This is a genomic window from Streptomyces sp. NPDC044064 (assembly GCF_056434245.1).
In genome coordinates, this window is the sequence record NZ_JBWKFN010000006.1 from 58252 (window position 1) to 82218 (window position 23967).

23 protein-coding genes are annotated in these 23967 nt (G+C 72.7%); 14 read left to right on the forward strand and 9 right to left on the reverse strand.

Annotation, left to right across the window (positions count from 1 at the left end):
• Positions 1-47 precede the first annotated feature (47 nt).
• On the forward strand, positions 48-560 hold the full coding sequence (locus AC07DS_RS11770) for an EF-hand domain-containing protein (protein WP_479144292.1): 513 nt from the start codon (positions 48-50) through the stop codon (positions 558-560).
• Here the strand turns inward: AC07DS_RS11770 and AC07DS_RS11775 are convergent.
• Positions 544-2067, reverse strand: coding sequence for a class I adenylate-forming enzyme family protein (locus tag AC07DS_RS11775; protein ID WP_479144294.1), 1524 nt, complete (start codon positions 2065-2067; stop codon positions 544-546). The two genes, AC07DS_RS11770 and AC07DS_RS11775, sit on opposite strands and share 17 nt — an antisense overlap.
• A gap of 37 nt (positions 2068-2104) precedes the next feature.
• Here AC07DS_RS11775 and AC07DS_RS11780 point away from each other — a divergent pair, with 37 nt between their 5' ends.
• The 4 genes from AC07DS_RS11780 (at position 2105) to AC07DS_RS11795 (ending at position 6306) form a co-directional block, all read left to right on the forward strand.
• Positions 2105-3349 carry an amidohydrolase family protein gene (locus AC07DS_RS11780; protein WP_479144296.1) on the forward strand — a complete coding sequence of 415 codons (1245 nt, stop codon included), beginning with the start codon at positions 2105-2107 and terminating at the stop codon, positions 3347-3349.
• The gene (locus tag AC07DS_RS11785; protein WP_479144298.1) at positions 3349-4482 is read left to right on the forward strand and encodes an acyl-CoA dehydrogenase family protein; all 1134 of its coding nucleotides are present in this window, start codon (positions 3349-3351) and stop codon (positions 4480-4482) included. Before AC07DS_RS11780 ends, AC07DS_RS11785 begins: the two co-directional genes overlap by 1 nt.
• Positions 4483-4484: 2 nt before the next feature.
• Positions 4485-5357: an acyl-CoA dehydrogenase family protein gene (locus AC07DS_RS11790; protein ID WP_479144300.1), complete on the forward strand. Its 873-nt coding sequence runs from the start codon at positions 4485-4487 to the stop codon at positions 5355-5357.
• Between the two features lie 484 nt (positions 5358-5841).
• Positions 5842-6306: an ATP-binding protein gene (locus AC07DS_RS11795; RefSeq protein ID WP_479144302.1), complete on the forward strand. Its 465-nt coding sequence runs from the start codon at positions 5842-5844 to the stop codon at positions 6304-6306.
• Between the two features lie 233 nt (positions 6307-6539).
• Here AC07DS_RS11795 and AC07DS_RS11800 read toward each other — a convergent pair whose 3' ends face one another.
• Complete coding sequence (locus AC07DS_RS11800) at positions 6540-7466, reverse strand: cyclase family protein (RefSeq protein WP_479144304.1); 927 nt, start codon at positions 7464-7466, stop codon at positions 6540-6542.
• Between the two features lie 86 nt (positions 7467-7552).
• Here AC07DS_RS11800 and AC07DS_RS11805 point away from each other — a divergent pair, with 86 nt between their 5' ends.
• The 4 genes from AC07DS_RS11805 (at position 7553) to AC07DS_RS11820 (ending at position 12042) form a co-directional block, all read left to right on the forward strand.
• On the forward strand, positions 7553-8467 hold the full coding sequence (locus tag AC07DS_RS11805; protein ID WP_479144306.1) for an SDR family NAD(P)-dependent oxidoreductase: 915 nt from the start codon (positions 7553-7555) through the stop codon (positions 8465-8467).
• Between the two features lie 42 nt (positions 8468-8509).
• A complete protein-coding gene (locus AC07DS_RS11810) occupies positions 8510-9658 on the forward strand; it encodes an acyl-CoA dehydrogenase family protein (protein ID WP_479144308.1) in 1149 nt (382 codons plus the stop codon).
• Entirely contained in the window at positions 9658-10707 is a 1050-nt protein-coding gene (locus AC07DS_RS11815) for a Zn-dependent alcohol dehydrogenase (protein ID WP_479144310.1), read from the forward strand. The genes AC07DS_RS11810 and AC07DS_RS11815 overlap by 1 nt, the downstream gene beginning before the upstream one ends.
• Positions 10708-10818: 111 nt before the next feature.
• Positions 10819-12042: an MFS transporter gene (locus AC07DS_RS11820; RefSeq protein ID WP_479144312.1), complete on the forward strand. Its 1224-nt coding sequence runs from the start codon at positions 10819-10821 to the stop codon at positions 12040-12042.
• Between the two features lie 40 nt (positions 12043-12082).
• On the opposite strand, the gene AC07DS_RS11825 is transcribed toward AC07DS_RS11820, so the two are convergent.
• The gene (locus tag AC07DS_RS11825) at positions 12083-13216 is read right to left on the reverse strand and encodes a GlxA family transcriptional regulator (protein ID WP_479144314.1); all 1134 of its coding nucleotides are present in this window, start codon (positions 13214-13216) and stop codon (positions 12083-12085) included.
• Positions 13217-13287: 71 nt separating this feature from the next.
• Here AC07DS_RS11825 and AC07DS_RS11830 point away from each other — a divergent pair, with 71 nt between their 5' ends.
• On the forward strand, positions 13288-14586 hold the full coding sequence (locus tag AC07DS_RS11830; protein ID WP_479144316.1) for an MFS transporter: 1299 nt from the start codon (positions 13288-13290) through the stop codon (positions 14584-14586).
• A 13-nt stretch (positions 14587-14599) separates the two neighbouring features.
• Here AC07DS_RS11830 and AC07DS_RS11835 read toward each other — a convergent pair whose 3' ends face one another.
• The gene (locus AC07DS_RS11835; protein ID WP_479144318.1) at positions 14600-15208 is read right to left on the reverse strand and encodes a flavin reductase family protein; all 609 of its coding nucleotides are present in this window, start codon (positions 15206-15208) and stop codon (positions 14600-14602) included.
• Between the two features lie 80 nt (positions 15209-15288).
• Here AC07DS_RS11835 and AC07DS_RS11840 point away from each other — a divergent pair, with 80 nt between their 5' ends.
• A complete protein-coding gene (locus AC07DS_RS11840) occupies positions 15289-16212 on the forward strand; it encodes a hypothetical protein (protein ID WP_479144320.1) in 924 nt (307 codons plus the stop codon).
• Positions 16213-16215: 3 nt separating this feature from the next.
• Here AC07DS_RS11840 and AC07DS_RS11845 read toward each other — a convergent pair whose 3' ends face one another.
• The 3 genes from AC07DS_RS11845 to AC07DS_RS11855 all read right to left on the reverse strand — a co-directional run bounded on the left by AC07DS_RS11845 (position 16216) and on the right by AC07DS_RS11855 (position 20503).
• Positions 16216-17010 carry an enoyl-CoA hydratase/isomerase family protein gene (locus AC07DS_RS11845; protein WP_479144322.1) on the reverse strand — a complete coding sequence of 265 codons (795 nt, stop codon included), beginning with the start codon at positions 17008-17010 and terminating at the stop codon, positions 16216-16218.
• Positions 17001-19220, reverse strand: coding sequence for an acetate--CoA ligase family protein (locus AC07DS_RS11850; protein WP_479144324.1), 2220 nt, complete (start codon positions 19218-19220; stop codon positions 17001-17003). The genes AC07DS_RS11845 and AC07DS_RS11850 overlap by 10 nt, the downstream gene beginning before the upstream one ends.
• A 95-nt stretch (positions 19221-19315) precedes the next feature.
• On the reverse strand, positions 19316-20503 hold the full coding sequence (locus AC07DS_RS11855; protein ID WP_479144326.1) for a flavin-containing monooxygenase: 1188 nt from the start codon (positions 20501-20503) through the stop codon (positions 19316-19318).
• Positions 20504-20754: 251 nt separating this feature from the next.
• Between AC07DS_RS11855 and AC07DS_RS11860 the strand changes: the two genes are divergently transcribed.
• Genes AC07DS_RS11860 through AC07DS_RS11870 form a run of 3 tightly spaced genes read left to right on the forward strand, consistent with a single transcriptional unit; the run spans position 20755 to position 22500 of the window.
• The gene (locus AC07DS_RS11860) at positions 20755-21201 is read left to right on the forward strand and encodes a DoxX family membrane protein (RefSeq protein ID WP_479144328.1); all 447 of its coding nucleotides are present in this window, start codon (positions 20755-20757) and stop codon (positions 21199-21201) included.
• Positions 21201-21590: a Zn-ribbon domain-containing OB-fold protein gene (locus AC07DS_RS11865; protein WP_479144330.1), complete on the forward strand. Its 390-nt coding sequence runs from the start codon at positions 21201-21203 to the stop codon at positions 21588-21590. Before AC07DS_RS11860 ends, AC07DS_RS11865 begins: the two co-directional genes overlap by 1 nt.
• A 16-nt stretch (positions 21591-21606) precedes the next feature.
• Positions 21607-22500: a GNAT family N-acetyltransferase gene (locus AC07DS_RS11870; protein ID WP_479144332.1), complete on the forward strand. Its 894-nt coding sequence runs from the start codon at positions 21607-21609 to the stop codon at positions 22498-22500.
• On the opposite strand, the gene AC07DS_RS11875 is transcribed toward AC07DS_RS11870, so the two are convergent.
• On the reverse strand, positions 22469-23170 hold the full coding sequence (locus tag AC07DS_RS11875; RefSeq protein WP_479144334.1) for a hypothetical protein: 702 nt from the start codon (positions 23168-23170) through the stop codon (positions 22469-22471). The two genes, AC07DS_RS11870 and AC07DS_RS11875, sit on opposite strands and share 32 nt — an antisense overlap.
• Positions 23171-23188: 18 nt before the next feature.
• On the reverse strand, positions 23189-23866 hold the full coding sequence (locus AC07DS_RS11880; RefSeq protein WP_479144336.1) for a pyridoxine/pyridoxamine 5'-phosphate oxidase: 678 nt from the start codon (positions 23864-23866) through the stop codon (positions 23189-23191).
• Between the last annotated feature and the right edge of the window lie 101 nt (positions 23867-23967).

The window sequence follows — 23967 nt, forward strand, 5'->3', positions numbered from 1 at the left end:
CCCTGCCAGATCCACCCCCACGTCAACGTAAGGCGGCCCGAACAGACATGGTCAGCACCGAGTACGAGCGCAGGATCGCCGCCCGGTTCGCCACCTTCGACCAGGACGGCAACGGCTACATCGACCGCGCGGACTTCAACGCGGCGGCCAAGGCGCTGCTCGCCGAGTTCGACGTCACCGCCCGCTCCGACAGGGGCCAGGCGCTGTACGCCGGCGCGGAGGCCTTCTGGCAGGGCATGGCGGGTATCGCCGACCGCGACGGCGACCAGCGCATCACCCGCGAGGAGTTCGTCACCGGCGCGGTCAAGCGCCTGCGCGACAACCCCGACCGCTTCGCCGAGATCGCCCGCCCGTTCCTGCACGCGGCCCTGGCCGTGGCCGACCCGGACGCGGACGGCCACGCCACCCTCACCGACGCGGCCCGTGTCCTGCGCGTCTTCCACGTACCGGCCGACGTCGCCCGCGCCATTGCCACCGCCCTCGACACGGACGGCGACGGCAGGGTCGGTGAGGCGGAGATCATCCCGGCGTTCGCGCGCTACTTCACCGTTCCGGAGTAGCGGCCGGCGGCTGCGAGAAGCGCTCCCGCAGCCGGTACTTCAGCACCTTCCGCAGTGTCTCGTTGCGCGGAAGGGCGTCCACCACCTCCAGCCGCTCCGGCAGCTTGTGCACGGACAGCCCTTCCGCGCGCAGGTACGAGACGACCGAGGGCAGCGTCAACTTCTCGGCACCAGAAGGCTGTTCGACCACCGCGCAGACCAGTTCCCCCCGCTCCGCGTCCGGCAGGCCGATGACCGCCACGTCCCCCACCGCCGGATGTGCGGCCAGCAGGTCCTCGATCTCCTTGGCCGAGATGTTCTCGCCCTTGCGGATGATCACGTCCTTCAGCCGGCCGGTGAGCACGAGGTGGCCCGAGTCGGTGACGTGGCCGAGGTCGCCGGTGCGCAGGAAGCCCTCCGGGTCGAAGGCCGCGGCCGTCTGGGCGGGGTCCAGGTAGCCCTGGCAGACGGCCTCGCCGCGCAGCCGGACCTCGCCGTCGACGATCCGTATCTCCATGCCCTGCGGCGGGCGGCCCTCGGTCGTCGCGAGGTTCTCGGCGGTGTCCTCGGGGTCGCCCATGGTGATCATCGGGACCTCGGTCATGCCGTAGCCGTGGGTGAGCTGGACGCCCATCTCGCGGACCACGCAGTGGTAGACCTCCGGGGGCTTGGGGGCGCCGCCGCCCGCGAGGAGGCGGAGGGAGGGGATCACCTTCGTGTCCGGCTGTCCGCGCTGCTCGTTCAGGAACATCGAGTAGAACGCCGTCGAGCCGCCGGCCACCGTGACCCCGTGCCGCCGGTACTCCGCCAGTGCGTCCGGCAGGGCGAACTGCTCGAACATCACCGCCGGGAAGCCGTACAGCAGCAGCATGACCGTGTAGTCCGGGCCGGCTATGTGCGCGTACGGGAACGCCATCGAGCCCACGTCGTCCGGGGTGAGACGCAGGGCGTGGGCCAGGCAGGAGCCGCCCGCGATCAGGGAACGGTCCGTGTGCAGGACGCCCTTGGGGTCGGAGGTCGTGCCCGAGGTCCAGTAGATCCAGCGGACCGAAGTGCCCTCGGCGGGGGGTGCGGGGAGGACGGACGGGTCGGCCTCGGGCAGGGTGTCGTACGCCTCGAAGACGCCCTTCGCGCCGAGCCGGCGGGCCATCTCCGTGTGGTCGTGGCCGCGCCAGACGCCCGGTACGGCGAAGAACTCGGCCCTGGACTCGCGCAGGGCGAAGCCGACCTCGCGGTCCCGGTAGAAGGGGATGACCGGGGACTGGACGGCGCCCAGGCGGGCCAGGGCGAAGGAGAGCAGGGCCGTCTCGATGCGCGTGGGCAGTTGCCAGGCGACCACCGTGCCGGGGCGGACGCCCATGCCGTACAGACCCGCCGCCACCCGCTCGGCCCGCTCGCGCAGCCCGCCGAAGGTCAGCCGGCGGTCCTCCTGGAGGAGGACGGGGCGGTCGGGGGTGAGGTCGGCACGGCGCGCGACCAGGTCCCACAGCGTGCGAGAGGAACTCAGTGAGTGCGGGGTCTCGTTCACGTATGCCCCCTGCTTGGCTGACGACTCGTCAGGTGACATGCTATCTGACGGACCATCAGATAAGTACTGTCCGGCGGAGGGGACCATCGTGACCGAACTGCCCCGCATCATCAGCGTCGACGACCACGTGATCGAGCCCGCCCACCTCTTCGAGACCTGGCTGCCGGCGAAGTACCGGGACCGGGGGCCCAAGCCGCTGACCGCCGGCATCGGGGAGCTGGCGTACGTCGGCGGGAAGTACCAGATCACCATGGACCCGGAGGGCCAGCCGACAGACTGGTGGATCTACGAGGACCTGAAGTTCCCGTACAAGCGCAACATCGCCGCCGTCGGCTTCGACCGGGACGAGATGACCCTGGAGGGCATCACCCGGGAGCAGATGCGGCGCGGCTGCTGGGACCCCAAGGCGCGGCTCGAGGACATGGACCTCAACCATGTCGAGGCCAGCCTCTGCTTCCCGACCTTCCCGCGCTTCTGCGGGCAGACCTTCGCCGAGGCGCACGACAAGGAGGTCGCGCTCGCGTGCGTCCGCGCCTACAACGACTGGATGGTGGAGGAGTGGTGCGGGGACAGCGCGGGACGGCTGATCCCGCTGTGCCTCATTCCGCTGTGGGACGTGGGGCTGGCCGTCGCGGAGATCCGGCGCAACGCCGCGCGGGGGGTGCGGGCGGTGACCTTCTCCGAGATCCCCACCTACCTCGGGCTGCCGTCCATCCACTCCGGCTACTGGGACCCGTTCTTCGCGGTGTGCCAGGAGACCGGGACCGTCGTCAACATGCACATCGGCAGCAGCTCGCAGATGCCCGCGGCCTCCCCGGACGCGCCGCCCGCCGTCCAGGCCTCGCTCAGCTTCAACAACGCGATGGCCTCGATGATGGACTATCTCTTCAGCGGGGTGCTGGTGAAGTTCCCGACCCTCAAACTCGCCTACTCCGAGGGACAGATGGGCTGGATCCCGTACGCCCTGGAACGCGCCGACGACGTGTGGGAGGAGCACCGCGCCTGGGGCGGGGTGCGCGATCTGATCCCGGAGCCGCCGTCGACGTACTACTACCGGCAGATGTTCTGCTGCTTCTTCCGCGACAAGCACGGGGTCGCGTCCCTGGACGTCGTCGGCCGCGACAACGCCACCTTCGAGACCGACTACCCGCACGTCGACTCGACCTTCCCGCACACCAAGGAGGTCGCCCTCGACCATGTGAAGGGCCTCGACGACGAGACCGTCCACAAGCTGATGCGGGGCAACGCCATCCGCATGCTGGGCCTGGACCTCGACAACTGATGGACGTCTCGTACACGCTCGAGGAGGAGGAGTTCCGGGCCCGCCTGCGCGAGTGGCTCGCCAAGGTGCTGCCCACCCTGCCGGCCAAGCCGTCCCCGGACGACTGGCCCGGCCGCCGTGCCTACGACCTCGGCTGGCAGCGGATGCTGTACGACGCCGGGTACGCCGACGTCCACTGGGACTCCTCACCGACCATGCGGCTGATCTTCCTGGAGGAGACGGAGAAGGCGGGCGCGCCCTATGTGGGCGCGAACTTCGTCGGGTTGCTCCACGCCGGGCCGACGATCGCCGCCGAGGGTACGCCCGGGCAGCGGGACCGCTGGCTGCCGCCGATCCTGCGCGGGGACGAGGTGTGGTGCCAGGGGTTCAGCGAACCGGACGCCGGGTCCGACCTCGCCGCGCTGCGCACCCGCGCGCGCAGGGACGGCGACGACTACGTGGTGAGCGGGTCCAAGATCTGGACCTCGCACGCCGAGGTGGCCGACTGGTGCGAACTGCTGGTCCGCACGGACCCGGAGGCACCCAGGCACAGGGGCATCACCTGGCTGGCCATGCCGATGGACTCCGAGGGCGTCACCGTACGGCCGCTGCGCACGCTCGCCGGGTCGGCGGAGTTCGCCGAGGTGTTCCTGGACGAGGTACGGGTGCCGGCCGGCAACCGGGTCGGGGCGGAGAACGACGGCTGGCGCGTGACCATGGTGACGCTCTCCTTCGAGCGCGGCACCGCCTTCGTGGGCGAGGTCGTCGCCTGCCGCCGGGTGCTCGGCGAACTCGCCCGCACCGCACGGGAGAACGGCCGCTGGGACGACCCCGTGCTGCGCCGGCGGCTCGGCCGGCTCCATGCCGAGTTCCGGGCGCTGTGGCGGCTGACCCAGTGGAACGTGAGCGAGGCGGAGGCCGGCGGCGGAGTGCCGGGCGTCGGGGGTTCGGTATTCAAACTGAGGTACTCGCACGCCCGTCAGGAGCTGTACGACACCGCCGCCGAGGTGCTCGGCCCGGACTGTCTCGACCTGGACCGGCCCTGGGTCCTCGACCGGCTCTCCTCGCTGTCGTACACCATCGCCGCCGGCACCTCGCAGATCCAGCGCAACATCGTCGCCGAGCGCATCCTCGGCCTGCCGAAGGGACGGTGACCGTGCGCTTCCGACTCACCGAGGAGCAGCGGGCGTTGCGGGCCGGGGTGCGGCAGCTGCTGGAGCGCCGGTTCGGCGCGGACGCGCTGCGGGCGGCGGTGGCCCGGCCCGGACACCTGGACCGGGACCTGTGGCGTGAGCTGGGTGCCGCGGGCCTGTTCGCGCTGCGGGTGCCGGAGGCCCGGGGCGGGGTCGGCCTCGGGCTGCCGGAGGCGGTGCTGGTCTTCGAGGAGACCGGCCGCGCACTGCTGCCGGGGCCGGTGCTGGCCACCCACCTCGCCGCCGGGACCGTACCCGGGGCGGCCGTCGGGGAGACCGTGGTCGCCCGCGTGGACGGCCCCCTGGTGGAGTGGCTGGACGCGGCGGACGCCGTGACCGGGGACGCCTCGGGTGCCGTACCCCTGCGGTCGGTGGACCCGTTGACGCCGCTGCACCGCGTCCCGGGGGGCTGCGTCGGCGTGCCGGACCCGGAGGCCGTGCTCCTCACCGCCGCCGAGCAGCTCGGCACGGCCGCGCGCGCGTGCGAACTGGCCGTGCAACACGCCCGGGCACGGGAGCAGTTCGGGCAGCCGATCGGGGCCTTCCAGGCCGTCAAACACCTGTGCGCAGACCTGCTGGTGCGCGCCGAGACGGCCCGGGTGGCGGTCTACGCGGCCGCCGTGACCGCCGCCCCGGCCGACATCGCCGCCGCCCGGCTGCTCGCCGACGAGGCCGCCGTGCGCGGGGCCCGCGACTGCCTCCAGGTGCACGGCGGCATGGGCTTCACCTGGGAAGCGGAGGTCCATCTGCATCTCAAACGGGCCTGGGCGCGGGCCCATCGTGGCGGGGGGAGCACGGAGAGTGAGGAAGCGTTGGCCGCCGATCTGGTGGCCTGACGGTACGGCGACGCGCTGGGCTGGGCCGTGCGCAAAGTCATGGCCCAAGTTGTCGCGGATCGTGGCGAACCGAAATCACAGAGCGTCGATACCGGGTTGTGTCCATCGTGTGACCCGTCACGTCCTGGAGTCGGAGCCTCACTCCGGTACCTTCTGTGGGATGCGAGTGGCTGCGAGTGCGAGCCGTGCCGGTGACGCCCCCGGGGTGACGCCGAAACAGGCCTGTTCGACTCCCCGCTGCGAGCGTCGCACAGTGTGCCGCACGGGTAATCCTTCGCGCTGGAATATGCCCGAAGCGCTTGTTGGGGTGACTGTACGTCAACCATGCTGTCTCGCAAGGGAGTCACGTTCCGTGATCCTTGCGCTGGCCTTTGTCCTGGCCATGCAGAGAATGGCTACGATCGTGGCCCTGGTCGCGGCGTGTGCGCGGCGCGGGGTCATGTGTCCGCCGGTTCGGATGGTGTGAGCGGTGCAGGTGCTTCAGGTGCAGCTGGAAGTCCGGCCCGACCCCACGGAGGTCGGGCGAGCCCGGAGGTGGGCCCGTTCGCGCCTGGCCGGGTCCGGTATAGAAGCCGACGAGCAGCTCGCCGAGACGCTGATCCTGCTCGTCTCCGAACTCGTCACCAACGCCGTGGTGCACACCGGCCGTCCGGCCGTGCTGCGGCTGTCCCTGCCCCCGGGCACGGTCGAATCCGCCACCGTCCGCCTCGAGGTGGCCGACACCAGCCCCCGCGCGCCTGTCCCGCGCTGCGCCGGCAGCAACGCCACCGGCGGCCGTGGTCTGGCGCTCGTCGACTGCCTCGCCGACCGCTGGGGCTGGAGCCCCGAGGGTGCCGGCAAGAGCATCTGGTGCGAGCTGGACCGCTGCACGCAGCCCCGGGAGGGCGCAGCCGTGGCGTACGGGGGCGGGCTGTCCGCGTACGGGGACCTCGCGTTCGAAGCGGTGTAGGTCCCGGCGCGGCGTGCGCCGGGGGTGCATCCGTGCGCGGCCACCGTGAATCGGGCGTATCCCATGAATCGCCGCATCGGTGTTGACGGCTTGTGACCGTTTGAACACCCTTGTGGGCAACGATTCGCCGCGAGGGGACGGCGAGGGCCCGGATGACGGCGGTCCTCGTCGAGTGTGGGTCGCGCCGGGTGGCGGCGCGTGGTCGAGCAGGGGGGCGCGCCGCCAACCGGGCTTCAGAGAACAGCGATCGGTGCCACGGGTGTCCCCGTCGCGCCGACGAACGGCTCCGGCATCGCCGACAGCAGGAACGCGTACCGGTTCGTTTCTCCACAGGCTGTGGACAACTCTTCGAGATTCCAGTTCTGACCCTGGAGCATCCCCATCTCCACCAGGTCCAGCGCGTGGACCGGCAACCACAGATTCTCGATCTCGGGCGGAAAGATCTCAAAAGTGAGCGTGTCGTTCGCGACCGCGGCCGCGTCGCGCGCGTGGAACCACTCCGGGCAGCGCACCGAGAGCCCCGGCGACGGGTAGCCGTACCCGTGCTTGTCCCCGGCCAGATACACCTGCACCTGCCCGGTCCGCACCAGGACCACGTCCCCGGCCCGCACCCGCACCCCGCCGAACTCCTCGGCCGCCTCCAGGTCTTCCGGCGTGACCGCCCGCCCGCCCGCCAGTCGGTCCATGCCACGCGCGCGCGCCACGTCCAGCAGCACCCCGCGCGAGACGACGTGCCGCGCCTTGTCGATGCCGCTGAACTGCGCGCCGGCGTGCGGGGTGACCGTGTGTGCCGGGCGGCCGTTGTAGAGCTTCCCGGAGTGCGAGACATGGGTCAGCGCGTCCCAGTGGGTGCCCGCCTGCAGCCCCATGGTCACCGCGTCGTCGCTGCAGGCCACCGTGCCCGGCCCGAACAGCTCCTGGTTGATCTGCACCATCGCGTGCAGCGGATTGACCCGCCCCGGAATCATCCCGGTCTGCACGCCGTCCTGCTGGAGCGGGAGGGCGAGGGGGACGCGCCGGCCCGTGCGGACACAGGCGGCGGCCTCGCGGACGACCTCGTCGGTGATCAGGTTCAGGGTGCCGATCTCGTCGTCGGCTCCCCAGCGCCCCCAGTTGTTCACGCGCTTGGCGATCTCGTGGAACTCGGCGGGCAGTGACATCCGATGCCTCCCCGGGGCTTGTGTCCGCACATCTGACGCGCCATAAAATCTAACGGTCCGTCAGAAACCGCGGGAAGGGGCCGGACGTGGGGAACTTCTTGGCAGGCAAGGTGGTCGCCGTGACGGGCGCCGGACGGGGCATCGGTCGCGCGGTCGCACGCGCGGCCGCCGCCGAGGGCGCGAAGGTCGTCGTCAACGACTACGGCGTCTCCATGGACGGGACCTCGCCGACCAGCGAGGTCGCCGAGGCCGTCGTCAAGGAGATCGAGGCGGCCGGGGGCGAGGCGATCGCCGTGGCCGACGACATCTCCACGATGGCGGGCGGGCAGCATGTCGTGGACGCGGCGCTGGCGGCGTACGGCCGCATCGACGGGGTCGTGTGTGTGGCCGGCATCCTGCGTGAGCGGATGCTGTTCAACATGTCCGAGGAAGAGTGGGACCCGGTGGTCGCCACCCATCTCAAGGGCACGTTCACGCTGTTCCGGGCCGCCTCCGCCGTGATGCGCAAGCAGCGGGCGGGGACCTTGATCGGATTCACCAGCGGCAACCACCAGGGCTCCGTCTCCCAGGCCAACTACAGCGCGGCCAAGGGCGGCATCATCTCGCTCGTCCGCAGCGCGGCGCTGGGGCTGCACAAGTACGGGGTGACGGCGAACGCCGTGGCCCCCGTGGCGCGTACGCGGATGTCGGCGAACGTTCCGATGGAGCTGAAGGAGATCGGGGAGCCGGAGGACGTGGCCGCGCTGGTGGTGTACCTGCTGTCCGACGCGGCCAGGGAGCAGGGGGTCACCGGGCAGGTGTACACGATCGCCGGGCCGAAGATCGCGGTGTGGGCGCAGCCCCGGGAACTCCGTTCGGCCTACGGGGAGGGGACCTGGACGCCGGAGCGGATCGCGGAGTTCCTGCCGGGGTCGGTGGGGGTGGATCCGATGCCGATGCTGTCCCAGCTCCAGGCGATGGAAGAAGCGGCGCGGGGCGGGGACCGGCCCAACGCCCAGTAGGCCGGGCGGATGTTGCAGCGACCGGCGTCATGAGGAGGCCCCATGGACTTTGAATTCACCTCCGAGGATGAGGCGTTCCGTACCGAGGCCCGCGACTGGCTTGCGGCGCATGCCGACAGCGCGCAGGACCGTCGTACCTGGGAACGTACTCTCGGGAAAGCCGGCTGGATCGGGATCGGCTGGCCCGAGGGCGGGTACGGCAACCGGACCGCCACCCTCACCCAACAGGTCGCCTGGGCCGAGGAGTACGCCTGGTCGGGTGCGCCCCCGCGGTCGGGGCACATCGGGGAGAACCTGCTCGCCCCCACTCTGATCATCCACGGCTCCGAGGAGCAGAAGAGCCGTTTCCTGCCGCCGGTCGCCGCCGGGGAGGAGCTGTGGTGCCAGGGGTACAGCGAACCGGGCGCGGGCTCGGACCTGGCCGGGGTGCGGACCTCGGCGGTGCGCGAGGGGGCGTCCTACCGGATCACCGGCCAGAAGATCTGGACCTCTCTCGCCCACGAGGCCGACTGGTGCTTCGTGCTGGCCAGGACCGATGCCGGCTCCCGTCGGCACCAGGGCCTCAGCTTCCTGCTCGTCCCCATGGACCAGCCGGGGCGCATCGAGGTGCGGCCGATACGCCAGATGACCGGCACGAGCGAGTTCAACGAGGTCTTCTTCGACGGGGCGCACGCGCGTGCGGAGCACGTCGTCGGGGGAGAGGGCCAGGGCTGGCGGGTGGCGATGAGTCTGCTGGGCTTCGAGCGCGGGGTGTCGACGCTGGCCCAGCAGATCGGATTCGCACAGGAGCTGGGCCGGGTCGTGCGGGCTGCCGTGCGTACCGGAGCCGTCGACGACCCGGTCGTACGGGCCCGGCTCGTGCGGCAGTGGGCCGAGCTGCGGGCCATGCGCTGGAACGCCCTGCGCACCCTCGGCGGCTCCGGTGACGCGGGCGCGCCCAGTGCGGCCAAGCTGCTGTGGGCGAACTGGCACCAGCGGCTGGGGGAGCTGGCGGTGCAGGTGCGCGGTGCGGAGGCTTCCGCGGGGCCCGCGGACTGGGCGCCGGCGGCGCCGTACGAACTCGACCCCGATCAGCATCTGTTCCTCTTCTCCCGGGCCGACACCATCTACGGCGGCTCGGACCAGGTCCAGCGCACGATCATCGCCGAGCGGGTGCTCGGTCTGCCGAGAGAGCCGAAGGGGGCCGTGTGATGCGCGGTGTGGTGTTCGACGGCAAGCAGGTGCAGGTGGTGGACGATCTGGCGGTACGGGAGCCAGGGCCGGGCGAGGTGCTGGTGGCGATCTCGGCGGCCGGGCTGTGCCACAGCGACCTTTCGGTGGTGGACGGCACCATCCCCTTCCCGGTGCCGGTGGTGCTGGGCCATGAGGGCGCGGGCGTGGTGGAGTCGGTCGGCGCGGGCGTCTCGCACGTCGTGCCCGGTGACCATGTGGCCCTGTCCACGCTCGCCAACTGCGGGACGTGCCCGGAGTGCGACCGGGGGCGCCCGACGATGTGCCGCCAGGCGATCGGCCGCCCGGGCCGGCCCTTCAGCCGCGGGGACCGGCCCGTCCACCAGTTCGCCTGCAACTCGGCCTTCGCGGAACGGACGGTCGTCAAAGCGGTCCAGGCGGTCCCCGTTCCGAAGGACATCCCGCTGTCGTCGGCCGCGCTGATCGGCTGCGGGGTGCTGACCGGGGTCGGCGCGGTCCTGAACCGGGCCCGGGTGGACCGCGGGGACACCGTGGTCGTCATCGGCACGGGCGGTGTCGGCCTGAACGTCCTGCAGGGCGCGCGTCTGGCCGGGGCTGTGCGGATCGTGGCCGTGGACGCCAACCCGGCGAAGGAGGCGGCGGCCCGGCAGTTCGGCGCGACCGACTTCCTGACCTCGGCCGAGGGCGTGCGGGACCTCCTGCCGACGGGCGCCGACCACGTCTTCGAGTGCGTGGGCCGGGTGGAGCTGATCCGCCAGGCGATCGACCTCCTCGACCGCCACGGCCAGGCCGTCCTGCTCGGCATGCCCCGGGCGACCGCGGAGGCGTCCTTCGTCGTCTCCTCGATGTTCCTCGACAAGGCCATCCTGGGCTGCCGTTACGGCTCCTCGCGCCCCCAGCGGGACATCCCCCTGTACGCCGAGCTGTACCGCCAAGGACGGCTGCTGCTGGACGAGCTGGTGACGGCGACCTATCCGGTGGAGGACTTCGAGAAGGCGCGGGCGGACGCGGAGGCGGGGCGGGTGGCACGTGGGGTGCTGACGTTCTGAGCGCTCCCGTCCCAGCTCCGTGAGAGCTGCGTGCGCTGCGTCGGCGCGAGTTGTCCACAGGCGGCGGGAAATGCCGGGGCGATTGTCCGTGCCGCCCCCTACCGTCGTCGCATGAGCTACCGCGATGTCGTCTCTCGACCGGTCCTGACCTGGGCCTCGGTGGCCGTCGGCGCCCGTATGCCGGTGGCCATGGCGCCGCTCGCCCTGGTCTTCCTGGTCCGCGAACGCCCGGGCGGCTACCCGCTGGGCGCCGCGCTCGCCGCGGTCTACGTCCTCGGCGAGATCCTCGGCGCTCCCGTCCTCGGCATGCGCCTGAACCCGCGGCGGGCCCGCCCCCATCTGGCCGTGGGCCTCGCCCTGGGCGCCGTCGGGTTCGCCGGGCCCGGCGCGCTGCCGGGCGCGCACCCCGTGATACTCGGGATGTTCGCGTTCCTCGCCGGTGCCGCCCCGGCGGCTTCCTCCGGGGGCCTGCGGGCCCTGCTGACTTCGCTGGTGCCCGGGCACGCGGCCGCGCAGGCGCTCTCGGTGGAGTCGATGCTGACGTCCGGCATCTGGGCGTTGTCCCCGGCCGCGGTCACCGGACTCGCGCTCGGCGTCGCTCCCGGCGTGCCGCTGCTGCTCGCGGCCGCTCTGATGGGGGCCTCGGTGGCGGGCCTGTGGCTGCTGCCCGAGGGCTGGCAGGCGCAGGAGCGGGCCGGGGGGACGTCGAAGTTCCGCGTCCTGGCCGGGGCCTGGCCGGCCTACGTCACCGGCGCCGCCGGCCTCTCCCTGCTCGCCCTCGCCGAACTCGTCCTGCCGGCCCTGCTCGAACAGCGCGGCATCGCCGTCGGCTGGGCCGGCCCGCTGCTCCTCGGCATGTCGGCGGCCGCGGGGGTGGGCGCGTTCCTGTACGGGCTGCGGTCCTGGCCGGGACGCCTGGCCACCCGCAGCGTGGCGCTGCTGTGCGCGATGTCGGCGGCGGTGACCGGGGTCGCGCTGATACCGGGCGCAGCCGGCATGGCGGCCGCCCTGGCCGTGGCGGGGCTGCTCCAGTCCGCGGCGATGCTCACCCGGAACCTGTCCCTGCGGGAGGCACTCCCGCAGGATGCGCTGGCCGCGGGCTACTCGGTCATGTACGCGGCCGTGGGCGCGGGATACGCGGCCACGGGTTCCCTGGCGGGTGTTCTGCTGCAGCTGGCGGCCCCCTCCACGGCGGTCCTGGCCGGCGTGGGGCTGACGCTGGTCCTCACCGGGACCGGCTGGTGGGGGGAGAGACACAGGGAGCGGTCCCGGGGCCGGAGTGAAGCCGAGGCGGCCGACGCAAGCACCCGCAGCAGGATGCCCACGGCCCCGTGAGAGCGGTACTCCGATCTGCTCCGGTCTCCGTTCCGGTCCGTCATCGCGGTCTCTCCGCCCCGTCGTCGACCCCCGCCCGGAACGTCCGCCGATAGGCCGTCGGGGTCACCCCGAGGGCCTGCTGCAGATGCTGGCGCATCGACTGGGCCGTGCCGAAGCCCGCGTCGCGGGCCACCTGGTCGACCGAGAGGACGGTGGACTCCAGGAGGTGGCGGGCGCGTTCGACGCGCTGCTGGGTGAGCCACTGGCCGGGGCTGATGCCGACCTCCTCGCGGAAGCGGCGGGTGAAGGTGCGGACCGACATGGCCTCCTGCTCGGCCATGTCCCGCAGCTGGATCGGCTCGTGCAGACGGCCGAGGGCCCAGGCGCGGGCCGCGGTGGTGGTGGCGAGCTGGGGGTCGGGGACGGGGCGGTGGATGTACTGGGCCTGGCCGCCGTCGCGGTGGGGCGGGACGACCGTACGGCGGGCCACTTCGTTGGCGACGGCCGTGCCGTGGTCGCGGCGCACCATGTGGAGGCACAGGTCGATCCCGGCGGCCACACCGGCCGAGGTCAGCACGTCCCCGTCGTCGATGAACAGGACGTCCGCGTCCACCCTGATCCGCGGGAACATGCGCTGGAAGTGTTCGGCGTCCGCCCAGTGGGTCGTCGCCGGGCGGCCGTCCAGACGGCCGGCGGCGGCGAGGACGTAGACGCCGGTGCAGATGGAGGCGAGGCGGGTGCCGGGTCTGATGCGGGCGAAGGCGGCGGTCAGCTCCTCGGTCAGCCTGCCCTCGTCGTAGACCGGGCCGAGTTCGTAGGACGCCGGGACGATCACCGTGTCGGCCGTCTCCAGTGCCTCCGGGCCGTGCGGGACGTGCACCGTGAAGTCGGCGTCCGTCTCGACCGGGCCGGGCGGCCGGACCGAGCAGGTCACGACCTCGTACAGGTACCGGCCCTCGGCGTCCCGCGGGCGGCCGAAGATCCGGTGCGGGATGCCCAGCTCGAAGGGGAGCAGGCCGTCCAGTGCGAGGACGGCGATCCGGTGCGGGCGGAACTCCTGGCCGGCAGCCGCGACCTGTTCTTTCGCGACCTGTTCCTTCGCGACCTGTTCCTTCGCGACCTCTTCCTTCGCGACCGGTTCCGTCGCGGGCCGGTCTGCCGTGGCCCGGTCCGCCACGATCCGATTCTCCATGGCCCGATCCTAACGAATGCTGGCTTTCGGGCCACTCGATGTGCGGGGTCCGAGACAGGACCCTCTATGACGTGACTCAGACAACCGAAGCCGCAGCTCCCGTCCAGGTCCCGCCCGCCCGGCGCCGTGTGCACCGGGCCTGGTTCGTCGCCGCCGTCACGTTCGTCACGATCATCGGCGCGGCCGCCTTCCGTTCCCTGCCCGGCCTGCTCATCGACCCCCTGCACCAGGACTTCGGCTGGTCGCGCGGCACGATCGGCGCGGCCGTCTCGATCAACCTCGCGCTGTACGGGCTCACCGCGCCCTTCGCCGCCGCGCTGATGGACCGCTTCGGCATCCGCAAGGTGGTCGCCGTGGCGCTGACGGTGATCGCGCTCGGCTCGGGCCTCACCGTGTGGATGACGGCGGCCTGGCAGCTGCTGCTGTGCTGGGGACTGCTCGTGGGCCTCGGCTCCGGTTCGATGGCCCTGGCCTTCGCCGCGACGGTCACCAACCGCTGGTTCACCGAGCGGCGCGGGCTGGTCAGCGGCATCCTCACCGCCGCCTCCGCGTCCGGCCAGCTGATCTTCCTGCCGCTGCTGTCGTGGATGGTCGAGTCCTACGACTGGCGTCCGGCCGCCGTCACGGTCGCGCTCGCGGCGCTCGCCGTCGTCCCGTTCGTATGGCTCCTGCTGCGCGACCACCCGGCCGACGTGGGTCTGAAGCCTTACGGGGCCCAGGAGTTCGTGCCGAAGCCGGCGCCGGTCACCGGGGCCGCCCGCCGCACGCTGGGGATCCTCGGCTCGGCCGTGCGCACCGGTCCGTTCTGGCTGCTCGCCGGCACCTTCGCGATCTGCGGCGCCTCCACCAACGGCCTGATCCAGACGCACTTCGTGCCCGCCGCCCACGACCACGGCATGCCCGTCACGGCGGCGGCCTCGCTGCTCGCGGTCATCGGTGTGTTCGACGTCGTCGGCACGATCGCCTCCGGCTGGTTCACCGACCGCTTCGAACCGCGCCGCCTGCTGGCCGTCTACTACGCCCTGCGGGGCATCTCGCTCCTCTTCCTCCCCATGCTGCTGGGGCCGTCCGTCCACCCCCCGATGGTCTTCTTCATCATCTTCTACGGCCTCGACTGGGTGGCCACCGTCCCGCCCACCCTGGCCCTGTGCCGGGAGCACTACGGCGAGGACAGCGCCATCGTCTTCGGCTGGGTGCTCGCCTCCCACCAGGTGGGCGCGGCCCTCATAGCCTTCCTCGGCGGCGTCGCCCGCGACGTCTTCGGCACCTACGACATGGTCTGGTACGCCTCCGGCACCCTGTGCGCGGCGGCGGCCCTGATGGCCCTGGTGATCAGGCGCACGGCTGCTCCCGCGCTCGCGCCGGCGTGAGCGCCGGAAGGGGTCAGCTCCCTTCCAGCCGCCCGAACCGCCCCCGGTGGAAGATCAGCGGCTCCCCCTGACCGTCTGTCCCGAGGGCGAGCACCCGGCCCACGACGATGAGGTGGTCGCCTCCGGTGTGCACCGTGTGGATCGTGCAGTCGATCCAGGCCACAGCGTCGGCGAGGCGCGGGGAGCCCGAGACGGGGGCCGGGCTGTGGGCCACCCCCGCGAACTTGTCGGCGCCGCTCACCGCGAAGGCGCGGCACAGTTCGCCCTGGCCGGCGCCGAGGACGTTGACGCAGAAGGCTCCCGCGCCGGCGATGCGGGGCCAGGTCGTGGAGGTGCGGCCGACCATGAAGCAGATCAGGGGCGGGTCCAGGGAGAGGGAGGAGAAGGACTGGCAGGCGAAGCCCGCGGGGGAGGCCGAGCCCTCGGCGGCAGGGGCCGTGATCACGGTCACCCCGGTCGCGAAGCTGCCCAGCACGCGCCGGAACTCCGCCGGGTCCACCGGTGCCCGCTCGCCCTCGCGGACGCACCGCAACTCCGGGCGCGGCAGCGCCTCCACGGGCCCCGGTGCCGGAGCCGAACCGAGGTAACGGACGGCGGCGGCCGCCGCCCCTGCATGTCCCATCACCCTTCCATTGAAGCTGACGGTGCGTCAGATGGGAAGGGGTCGGCAGGTGGCCGAAAACGTACCCGTACGCTGCGCCCATGGGGTGGGAGAACGCGCGTGGAACGCAGCCGAGTGCCGGGCCGACCTGGGCGGCCGATGATCTGAGCGCGGCGGCTGCCCTCGGGGGCGGCCAGCTGCCGGCGGCCGGACTGCTGTGGTGGATCTACGACACCACTGTCCAGGACAGCTACGGGGCCGGGCTGGGCGGGGCCCTCGGCGCGCTGTGCTTCCTCCTCTTCGCGCCGCTGCTGCTGCCGGTCCTCGGTGTGCTGTCGACGTTCGTGCTGACCCTGCCCTCGGTGGTGCTCGCCCGGCTCGCGGGCCGGCACCTCCCCGGCCCGGGGTGGGTCTGGCACGTGGTGGCCCCGGTCGGCCCCGCCCTCTTCTGGGGCGAGCCGGCCGCCGCGCTCTTCGGGTGGCCGCTCGGCGCCACGGTCGCCTGCCTGGCCGCCCTCGGGCTCCTGCCCACCCTCTGGGTCGGCCTCGTCCGCAGGCGGGGCTGGCGTCCGGCGGGCGTGTGGTGGCGGGCCGCGATCGGCTCGGTCGTCCTCTTCGTGCTGGCCTTCGGCGGCGGGGTGCTCGCCACCGAGACCGGCCTGATCCAGGAGTACGAGCCCCCGAAGCTGACCCCCGCCCAGCTGGCCGGGGTCTGGCGCGGCGACGGCGGGGCCGAGCTGCGGCTGCGCCCGGACGGCAGCGCCGAGGCCGTCGAGCTGCCCACGCAGCCCCCCTTCGGCGACGGCAGCTTCCGGGACCACGTCGTGTGCCGGGGAAGCGGCTCCTGGAAGCCCGACGACTCGGGCGACACCGGCCGGGACGGCGTGCTGCTCGAGCTCGACGCCGACTGCGGCGAGGACACCCACTGGTCGATCGGCGGCAGCGAGGACAGCCCCGAACTGTTCGTCCTGTTCGGCGACCCGGACGGGGGCGAACTGCGGATTCTGAAGCCCGCCGGGGACTGAGCCTCACCGCCCCCGGAACTCCGGGCTCCGCCGTTCCGTGAACGCCCGCAGACCCTCCCCGGCGTCCTCGGTCGTCATGTTGATCTCCTGCGCGGCCGCCTCGGCGGCGAAGGCGGTGGCCCGGTCGACGTCCAGGGAGGCGTTCACCAGCTGCTTGGTCAGGGCGAGGGAGCGGGTCGGGGCGGCCGCCAGGCGGGTGGCCCACTCACGGACGGTCTTCTCCAGCTCGCCGTCCGGGACGACCCGGTTGACCAGACCCAGCCGTTCGGCGTCCGCCGCCGACAGGGCGTCCCCGAAGAACATCAGCTCCTTGGCCCGGTGCGGTCCGACCAGCCGGGGCAGGAGATAGGCACCGCCGCCGTCGGGTACGAGTCCGCGCCGGACGAACACCTCGATGAAGCGGGCCGATTCGGCCGCCAGGACCAGGTCGCAGGCCAGGGCCAGGTGCGCGCCGAGCCCGGCCGCGGTGCCGTTCACGGCGGCGATCACCGGCTTCTCGCAGTCCAGTACGGCCGAGACGAGCCGCTGGGCGCCCAGGCGCAGGACTCGGGACACGTCACCGGGGATGCGCGGCCCGGCGCCCCCCGAGCCGCCCCGCAGGTCCGCTCCCGCACAGAATCCCCGGCCGGTGCCGGTGAGGACGACGGCTCGTACACCGGGGTCCGCCGAGGCGTCCTCCAGCAGTCCGATCAGGCGGTCCCGCATGGCGGGTGTGAGCGCGTTGAGGGCCTCGGGGCGGTCGAGGGTGATGTGCGAGACCTGCTCCCGGACGTCGTGCCCGAGGTCGCTCACCGGCACACCACCAGCGCGTCCAGCGCCACCGCGCCCTGCCCGCGGGGCAGCACCATCAGCGGGTTGATGTCCAGCTCGGCCAGCTGCTCGCCGAGTTCGAGGGCCATGCGCTGGACCCGCATGACCACCTCCACCAGCGCGTCGAGGTCGGCCGGCGGGCGGCCCCGGACCCCGTCCAGCAGGGCCCGTCCGCGCAGTTCGGCGAGCATGTCCCGGGCCTGCTCCTCGCCGAACGGCGGCACCCGTACGGCGGCGTCGCGCAGCACCTCGACCAGCACCCCGCCGAGCCCCACGGTCACGGTCGGCCCGAACAGCTCGTCGTGGGTCACCCCGACGACCATCTCGACGCCCTGCTCGACCATCTGGCACACCAGGACCCCGTCCAGCGTGACGCCCTCGTAGCGGGCGATGTCGGTCAGCTCGCGGTAGGCGTCCCGGACCTGGCTGGCCGAGGTGAGGCCGATCTTCACCAGGCCCAGTTCGGTCTTGTGCGCGATCTGCCCGCCGGACGCCTTCATCACCACCGGGTAGCCGACCTGCCCGGCCGCGCGGACGGCGGCCGCCGCGCTGGTCACCAGCTGTTCGCGCGGCACCCTGATGCCGTAGGCGCGCAGCAGCTGCTTGGCCGCGTGCTCGCTGAGCTGCTGCCCGGGCCGCAGCAGGGCTTCGGTCTTGCGGAAGGAGGGGGAGGGGACGCGCGGCGCCTCGTCGAAGGGGGAGCGGTAGTCGCTGACGAAGCGGTGGTGGTCGAGCCAGGCGCGGACGGCGGTGAGGCAGTTGCCGACCGTGCGGAAGGTGGCCACACGGGAGGAGCCGAGCAGGACCTCCCGGTACGCCGGCTCCGTGCCGACCGGCGACCCCCACACCACGCACACCAGCTTGTCCGTCTCCTCCGCGGCCTCGACCAGGTCGCGTACGAGCTTGTCGCTGAGGGGCGGGAAGGGGCCGGTGACCGGGCAGATCAGGACCCCGACCTCCGGGTCGGCGAGGATCGCGTCGATGATCTTCCGGCCGCGCCAGTCGCCCACCGGATGCCCGCCGTTGTCCACCGGGTTGGCCACGCTCAGGTACTCCGGGATCCACTGGTGCAGCTCGGCCTGCCGCTCCTGCGACAGCCCCGGCAGCCGCAGCCCGATCCCGGCGGCCAGGTCGGCGACGTGGGCACCCGTGCCGCCGGAGATGGAGTAGACGACGACGCCGTCGGCCCGCGGGGCCCGCGCCCGGGCCAGCAGGGCGGCCGTGTCCTGGAGTTCGTCGAGGCCGTCGACGCGGATGACGCCGTACTGCCGCATCGCCGCGTCCACCACGTCGTCGGCGCCGGTGAGCTTGCCGGTGTGGGAGGCGGCCGTACGGGCCCCCGCCTCCGTGCGGCCCACCTTCACCGCGACCACCGGCACCCGGCGGCGGGCGGCGCGGTCGGCGGCCAGCAGGAAGGCGCGGCCGTCCTTGAGGCCCTCGACGTAGCAGGCGATGGCGCCGACCTCGGGCTGCTCGGCGAAGTAGGAGATGAAGTCGGCGCTCTCCAGGTCGGCCTCGTTGCCGGTCGGCGCCCAGTGGGAGAGCCGGACGCCCAGCTCCTGCAGGGCGAAGACGGGCCGGCCCTGATGCCCGGACTGGGTGATCAGCGCGATGGCCGGCCCCTCCAGATCGTCCCGGAAGCGCTCGAAGGCGTTGAGGTTGGTGTTCGGCCCGAGCAGCCGCAGCCCCGAGTGCCGTACGGCCTGCGCGAGCCGTTCCTGCGCCTCGGCCCCCGCCTCACCGGTCTCCGCGAACCCGGAGGCGAAGGCGACCGCGAACTTCACCTTCGTCTCGGCGAGTTCCTCGATCACCGGCAGCGGGTCGGCCATCAGCAGCACCGCCAGGTCGACCTGTTCCGGCAGGTCGGCGACGGAGGCGGAGCACGGGATGCCGAACACGGACGGCCGGGTCGGATGCACCGGGTGCACCCGGGCTCCCACCCGCTCGGCCCAGCTCAGCAGTTGCCGGGTGATCCCGGTGTTCGGCCGCCCCTCGGCGTCCGAGGCGCCGATGACGGCGACCGACCCGGGCCGGAAGAGCCGCGCGAGATCCGGTACGTCCGCGTACAGCGGCCGCCCGCCGACGTCGAGGTCGTCGACCTGATCGTGGACGACGGGTCCGGTCCGCTGCTCACCGCAGGCGATGACCCGGGCCCGGCGGGAGTCGGTGGTGAGGGTGCCGTGGGTTGATCCAAGCATCGTTCCGCCCGCTCCTGTGAGACAACCACATCAACTGACGCTCTGTCAGATTACTTGAACTGACGGAGTGTCAGGAATGGGTCGGAGCGGCAAAGTTACTGTCCGGTGCGGAACTCCTTGGTCACACCCTTCGCGATCTTCTCGGCGTCCAGCGCCAGTTCGCGGAACATCCCGCTGATCGGGTTGGTGAACCCGGTGAAGTACAGCCCGGGCGCCCGGGCGGGCGCGCGACCGCCGTGCACCGCCGGTCTGCCCCGGTCGTCCAGTACCCCGAGATGTCCGACCAGCCCCTCCAGCGCCCGCCGGTACCCGGTCGCGGCGATCACGGCGTCCGGCTCGACGCGGGTGCCGTCGGCGAGGACCACCTTCCCGTCCTCGAAGGACTCGACGGCGGCCACGATCTCCACCTTCCCCTTCCGCACGGCGTCGATCAGGCCGACGTCCTGGACCGGGACGGCGCCCTGCCTGACCCTGCTGTACAGACCGGTGTCCGGGCGGGGCAGGCCGTGGGCGGACAGGTCAGGGACGCCGATCCTGGCCTGGATCCGGCACACCTGGTCCACGAACCGCACCGGCAGCCGCCGTACCAGCACGCCCGAGTACTGCGCGGGCCAGCCGAGGGTGGTGCGGCGCACGATGTGCGGAACGGTCCGCACGGCCAGCCGCACCCGCCCGGCCCCGCCCTCCAGCAGGTCCACGGCGATCTCGGCACCGGTGTTGCCGACGCCGACGACCAGCACGTCCCGGCCCGCGTACGGTTCGGCGTTCCGGTACCGGCCGGCGTGCAGGAACTCCCCGCCGTACCCCTCGAGGCCCGGCCACTCGGGCACGCGCGGGGTGTGGTTGTAGCCGGTGGCGACGACCACCGCGCTGCCGGTCAGCTCCCGTCCGCCGGAGGCGTGCAGCAGCCAACCCGTCCCGTCGGCGGACCGCTCGACGCGGAACACCTCCACGCCGGTGACGATCTCCAGCTCGTGGTGCTCGGCGTACTTCTCCAGGTAACGCACCACGTTGTCCCGCGACACCCAGCGGCCGAACCTCCGCGGTATCGCGAGCCCGGGCAGGGCGGACAGCCGGCGGGTGGTGTGCAGATGGAGCCGGTCGTAGTGGCGCCGCCAGGAGGCGCCCACCTCGTCGGCCTTCTCCAGCACCACGGCCCGTACGCCCCGGGCCCGCAGCGCGTACGCGGCGGCGAGTCCGCCGGGACCGGCGCCGATGACGTACACGGGACGGTCGGCGGGGGTCGCCGAGAGGTGCGCGGGGGAGGGACGGGAGACGGCCATGAGCGGGAGCGTAATCACCCACCCCGTTGATGGGTCTCGGTCAAGACCGGAATTGGTTGCGGATTGATCACATCGGTGGGAGATGTGGGTGGGACAGGTGGCGTAGGCATTCCGGATGGGCGGAAGTGGTGCACGGACACCGCGGTCCGCCACCGGGCATTCACAGGGCGCCGGCGGTCCCGCGGCGAACGCACGGCGAATCGACTGCAGCCCCCTCGGCATTCCCCGCCATCTGACGTACCGTCAGATCCATGGACTCGATCTGGCTCGACGGCGCGGAGTGGCTCGCGGTGCTGCGCATAGGCCTCGGCCTGTGGTGGCTGGAGAGCTGGCGGCACAAGGACAAGAAGACGTGGTTCGAGGGCGGCGGTATCGCCTGGGCGGCAGGCGTCGCGGAGAAGCACCGCTGGGCCCCGGTGCGGGCGGGCTTCGAGACGGTGGTGACACCCCGGCCGAAGCAGATGGCCTACGTGGTGGCCTACGCCGAACTCGCCCTGGGACTCGGCCTGATCCTGGGCTTCCTGACCCCGGTGGCCCTGCTGGGCGGCCTGGCCCTGAACGTCCTCTACTTCGTCCTCATGATCCACGACTGGGCGGAGCAGGGGCAGAACTCGATGATGGCGCTGATCTCGCTGGCCGGCTTCTTCGGCATGGCGGGGCAGACGTGGTCGGTGGACGCGGCGCTGGGGTGGTTCTGATGAGCCCGGCCCGTTTCGACGAGCCGGAGACCGACTCCTTCACGCGCCCCTACTGGGCGGCGGCGGAGGAGGGGCGGCTGCTGATCCGCCGCTGCGCCACCTGCGGCCGGGCCCACCACTACCCCCGCGAGTTCTGCCCGCACTGCTGGAGCGAGGACGTCACCTGGGAGGAGGCGAGCGGCCGGGCGACCCTCTACACCTGGTCCACGGTCCACCGCAACGACCTCCCGCCCTTCGGCGACCGCACCCCGTACGTCGCCGCCGTGGTGGACCTGGCGGAGGGCCCGCGGATGATGACGGAGCTGGTGGAGAGCGGGGACATGGCCGCCGGGATGCCCCTGCGGGTGACGTTCAGGGAGGGAAAACCGGTGTTCAGGCCGGCCGGCTGAGCGCAACCATGCAGGGATGCATCCGGACGCCTGGCACCTGACCCACGACCTGGACGACTTCCTCACCCGCGCCGACGGCTTCCTGCGCTCCCGGCCGGCCCTGCACACCGTGCAGCTGACGGTCACGGACGCGCTGCGCAGCCGGGGGCCGGGGACCTTCGGAGAGGAGGCGCCGCTCTTCGGGACGCTCGGCGACGAGAGCGGCGGGGTCCGGGCAACCCTCCTGCACACCCCGCCCTACCCGGTCAGGGCCACCCTGCTCGGCGCGGCGCAGGCCGATGCGCTGGCGGCCCGGCTGCTGGACCTCGGCCGCCCGGTCGCCGGCATCTTTGCCGAACGCGACACGGCGGCCGCCTTCGCGGCGGCCTGGCAGCGGCGCACCGGCACGGAGGGTGAGATCCACCAGCGCCAACGGCTCTACCGGCTGGCGGAGTCGAACCCACCGGAGCGGCTGCCCGAGGGGCGCCCCAGGGTGGCCGGCCCGGCCGACCGGGACCTGTTGATGCGCTGGTACGGCGAGTTCACGGCAGCGGCCGGCGTGCACGCCGGGCAGGGCGCGGGCGAGTGGGCCGACGCGCGCCTCGCTCACGGCGGCCTCACCCTCTGGGAAACCCCCGACGGCACCCCCGTCGCCATGGCCGGGGTGACACGGGCGACGGCGGGCCAGGTGCGGGTGCAGACGGTGTACACACCGGCGCACCTGCGCGGCCGTGGCTACGCGAGCGCGGTGACCGCCGAGGTCAGCCGGGTGGCCCTGGAGTCCGGGACGCGGGAGATCCTCCTCTTCACGGACCTCGCGAACCCCACCAGCAACGCGCTGTACCAGCGGATCGGTTACCGGGCAGTGGCGGACTTCGCGGTGTGGGAACTCGCGGACCTCAGGCCCGGCCGCCCGCCGGGCGCACACTGATCGACCACGGCCCGTCCGACCGGGCGTACAGCAGGCAGGGGCCGGACAGGGGGACCTCGCCGCTCCACGGGCCCACGTGGTTCGCCAGCTGGTCGAGGAAGCCGGAGCCGTCGGGCTCGAAGACGTCGGCGAGGAAGTAGCCGCCGTCTGCGGAGCGCGGAGTTCCCGTGTGACGCAGCTGGGCGACGGCCGGACCGCCCTCGTGGCGCAGGACGTCCGAGGCCTCGCGCTCGGCGTGTCCGCCGAGCACGACGGCGTCGGCGAGGCCGGTGACCTCGACCGTCCACGGGCCGTCCGCCTGGATCCGCAGCGCACGCACCGGACGGTCGTCGGCGTTGATCAGTGCCCGGCAGGCGAAGGGCCCGTCGGTGTAGACGAGTTGGCTGCCGGAGCGCATCCGGTCGTCCAGCGCGTCCACCACGAAGTGGCCCGGACCGTGGTGCGTGATGCCGACGATCACCGGCTCGGCGCCGGTGGCCGGCTCCACCACGCGGCTCCCGTCGCCGGACACCCGGTGCAACACCGGCCCGCCCGCCCTGAGCAGCGCCGGCGCCGCCATGGGCGCGACCGGGGCCGGTCCCGCGGTCTTGGCCACACCGCTCAGGGCCACCGGCCCCGCTCCCGGCACCTCCGGCGGGTGCGGCCCGCGGCCCCGCCTCAGCCACTTCATGTCGTCCCCCTCAGCCCCTTACGGCCACAACAGATGCCTCGACCAGCCGGAGGCGTCCGAGGTCTTGGTGCGACGGTAAGTCAGACGCACGTGTCTGCGGGCCGCGTCTCCCTGGAAGAACTCCACTTCCTGCGGCCGCAGGCGGTACAGCGTCCAGGTCCCGGACGGCTCCGCCGGGTTGTGCCGGGCCCGCTCCCAGGCGGCCTCCGACGCCTGCCGCAGCTCGTCCAGCGAGGACAGCTCCTCGCTCTGCCGCCCGGTGAGCGCCGCCGCCAGGGCCCCGGTCGAGCGGGCGTGCAGGTCTGCCTGGCTCTCCTGCGACGGCGCCGACGTCACCGGACCCCGTACCCGCACCTGCCGCCCCAGCACCGGCCAGTAGAAGGCCAGCGCCGCGTACGGGTGGGCGCTCAGGGCCCGGCCCTTGCGGCTCGTGACGTGCGTCGCGAAGGACCAGCCCTCCGCGTCCGCCCCGTGCAGCATCACGATCCGTACGTCCGGAAGACCGTCCTCGTCCGTCGTCGCCAGCGCCATGGTGTGCGGCTCCGGCTGACCGGCCTCCACCGCCTCCGCGAACCACGTCGTGAACAGCTGCAGCGGTGCCGAAGGCGCCTCGTCCGGGTCGAAGGGCCGTAGCTCGGTCTCCTCGGGTGACCACACCCGCAGGGACCGCAGCAGCCCGTGAAGATCCGTTTCCATGTCCACGAGTATGGCGCCGGGCCCTCGTTCCTGTACGCCGTCCGGACTGCCCCCGCATGCGGGTGAACCGGTGTGTGCGCAGGCTGGGAGCTGCGGGCTCC

What these genes read in the sequence shown, in the direction of transcription:
- AC07DS_RS11815 (WP_479144310.1), top strand. Translation starts at nt 9,658, where the DNA reads ATGCGCGGTGTGGTGTTCGACGGCAAGCAGGTGCAGGTGGTGGACGAT.
- AC07DS_RS11800 (WP_479144304.1), bottom strand. Translation starts at nt 7,466, where the DNA reads ATGTCACTGCCCGCCGAGTTCCACGAGATCGCCAAGCGCGTGAACAAC.
- AC07DS_RS11840 (WP_479144320.1), top strand. Translation starts at nt 15,289, where the DNA reads ATGGGGTGGGAGAACGCGCGTGGAACGCAGCCGAGTGCCGGGCCGACC.
- AC07DS_RS11835 (WP_479144318.1), bottom strand. Translation starts at nt 15,208, where the DNA reads ATGGGACATGCAGGGGCGGCGGCCGCCGCCGTCCGTTACCTCGGTTCG.
- AC07DS_RS11870 (WP_479144332.1), top strand. Translation starts at nt 21,607, where the DNA reads ATGCATCCGGACGCCTGGCACCTGACCCACGACCTGGACGACTTCCTC.
- AC07DS_RS11880 (WP_479144336.1), bottom strand. Translation starts at nt 23,866, where the DNA reads ATGGAAACGGATCTTCACGGGCTGCTGCGGTCCCTGCGGGTGTGGTCA.
- AC07DS_RS11850 (WP_479144324.1), bottom strand. Translation starts at nt 19,220, where the DNA reads ATGCTTGGATCAACCCACGGCACCCTCACCACCGACTCCCGCCGGGCC.
- AC07DS_RS11855 (WP_479144326.1), bottom strand. Translation starts at nt 20,503, where the DNA reads ATGGCCGTCTCCCGTCCCTCCCCCGCGCACCTCTCGGCGACCCCCGCC.
- AC07DS_RS11875 (WP_479144334.1), bottom strand. Translation starts at nt 23,170, where the DNA reads ATGAAGTGGCTGAGGCGGGGCCGCGGGCCGCACCCGCCGGAGGTGCCG.
- AC07DS_RS11860 (WP_479144328.1), top strand. Translation starts at nt 20,755, where the DNA reads ATGGACTCGATCTGGCTCGACGGCGCGGAGTGGCTCGCGGTGCTGCGC.
- AC07DS_RS11865 (WP_479144330.1), top strand. Translation starts at nt 21,201, where the DNA reads ATGAGCCCGGCCCGTTTCGACGAGCCGGAGACCGACTCCTTCACGCGC.
- AC07DS_RS11820 (WP_479144312.1), top strand. Translation starts at nt 10,819, where the DNA reads ATGAGCTACCGCGATGTCGTCTCTCGACCGGTCCTGACCTGGGCCTCG.
- AC07DS_RS11770 (WP_479144292.1), top strand. Translation starts at nt 48, where the DNA reads ATGGTCAGCACCGAGTACGAGCGCAGGATCGCCGCCCGGTTCGCCACC.
- AC07DS_RS11825 (WP_479144314.1), bottom strand. Translation starts at nt 13,216, where the DNA reads ATGGAGAATCGGATCGTGGCGGACCGGGCCACGGCAGACCGGCCCGCG.
- AC07DS_RS11785 (WP_479144298.1), top strand. Translation starts at nt 3,349, where the DNA reads ATGGACGTCTCGTACACGCTCGAGGAGGAGGAGTTCCGGGCCCGCCTG.
- AC07DS_RS11810 (WP_479144308.1), top strand. Translation starts at nt 8,510, where the DNA reads ATGGACTTTGAATTCACCTCCGAGGATGAGGCGTTCCGTACCGAGGCC.
- AC07DS_RS11780 (WP_479144296.1), top strand. Translation starts at nt 2,105, where the DNA reads ATGCTATCTGACGGACCATCAGATAAGTACTGTCCGGCGGAGGGGACC.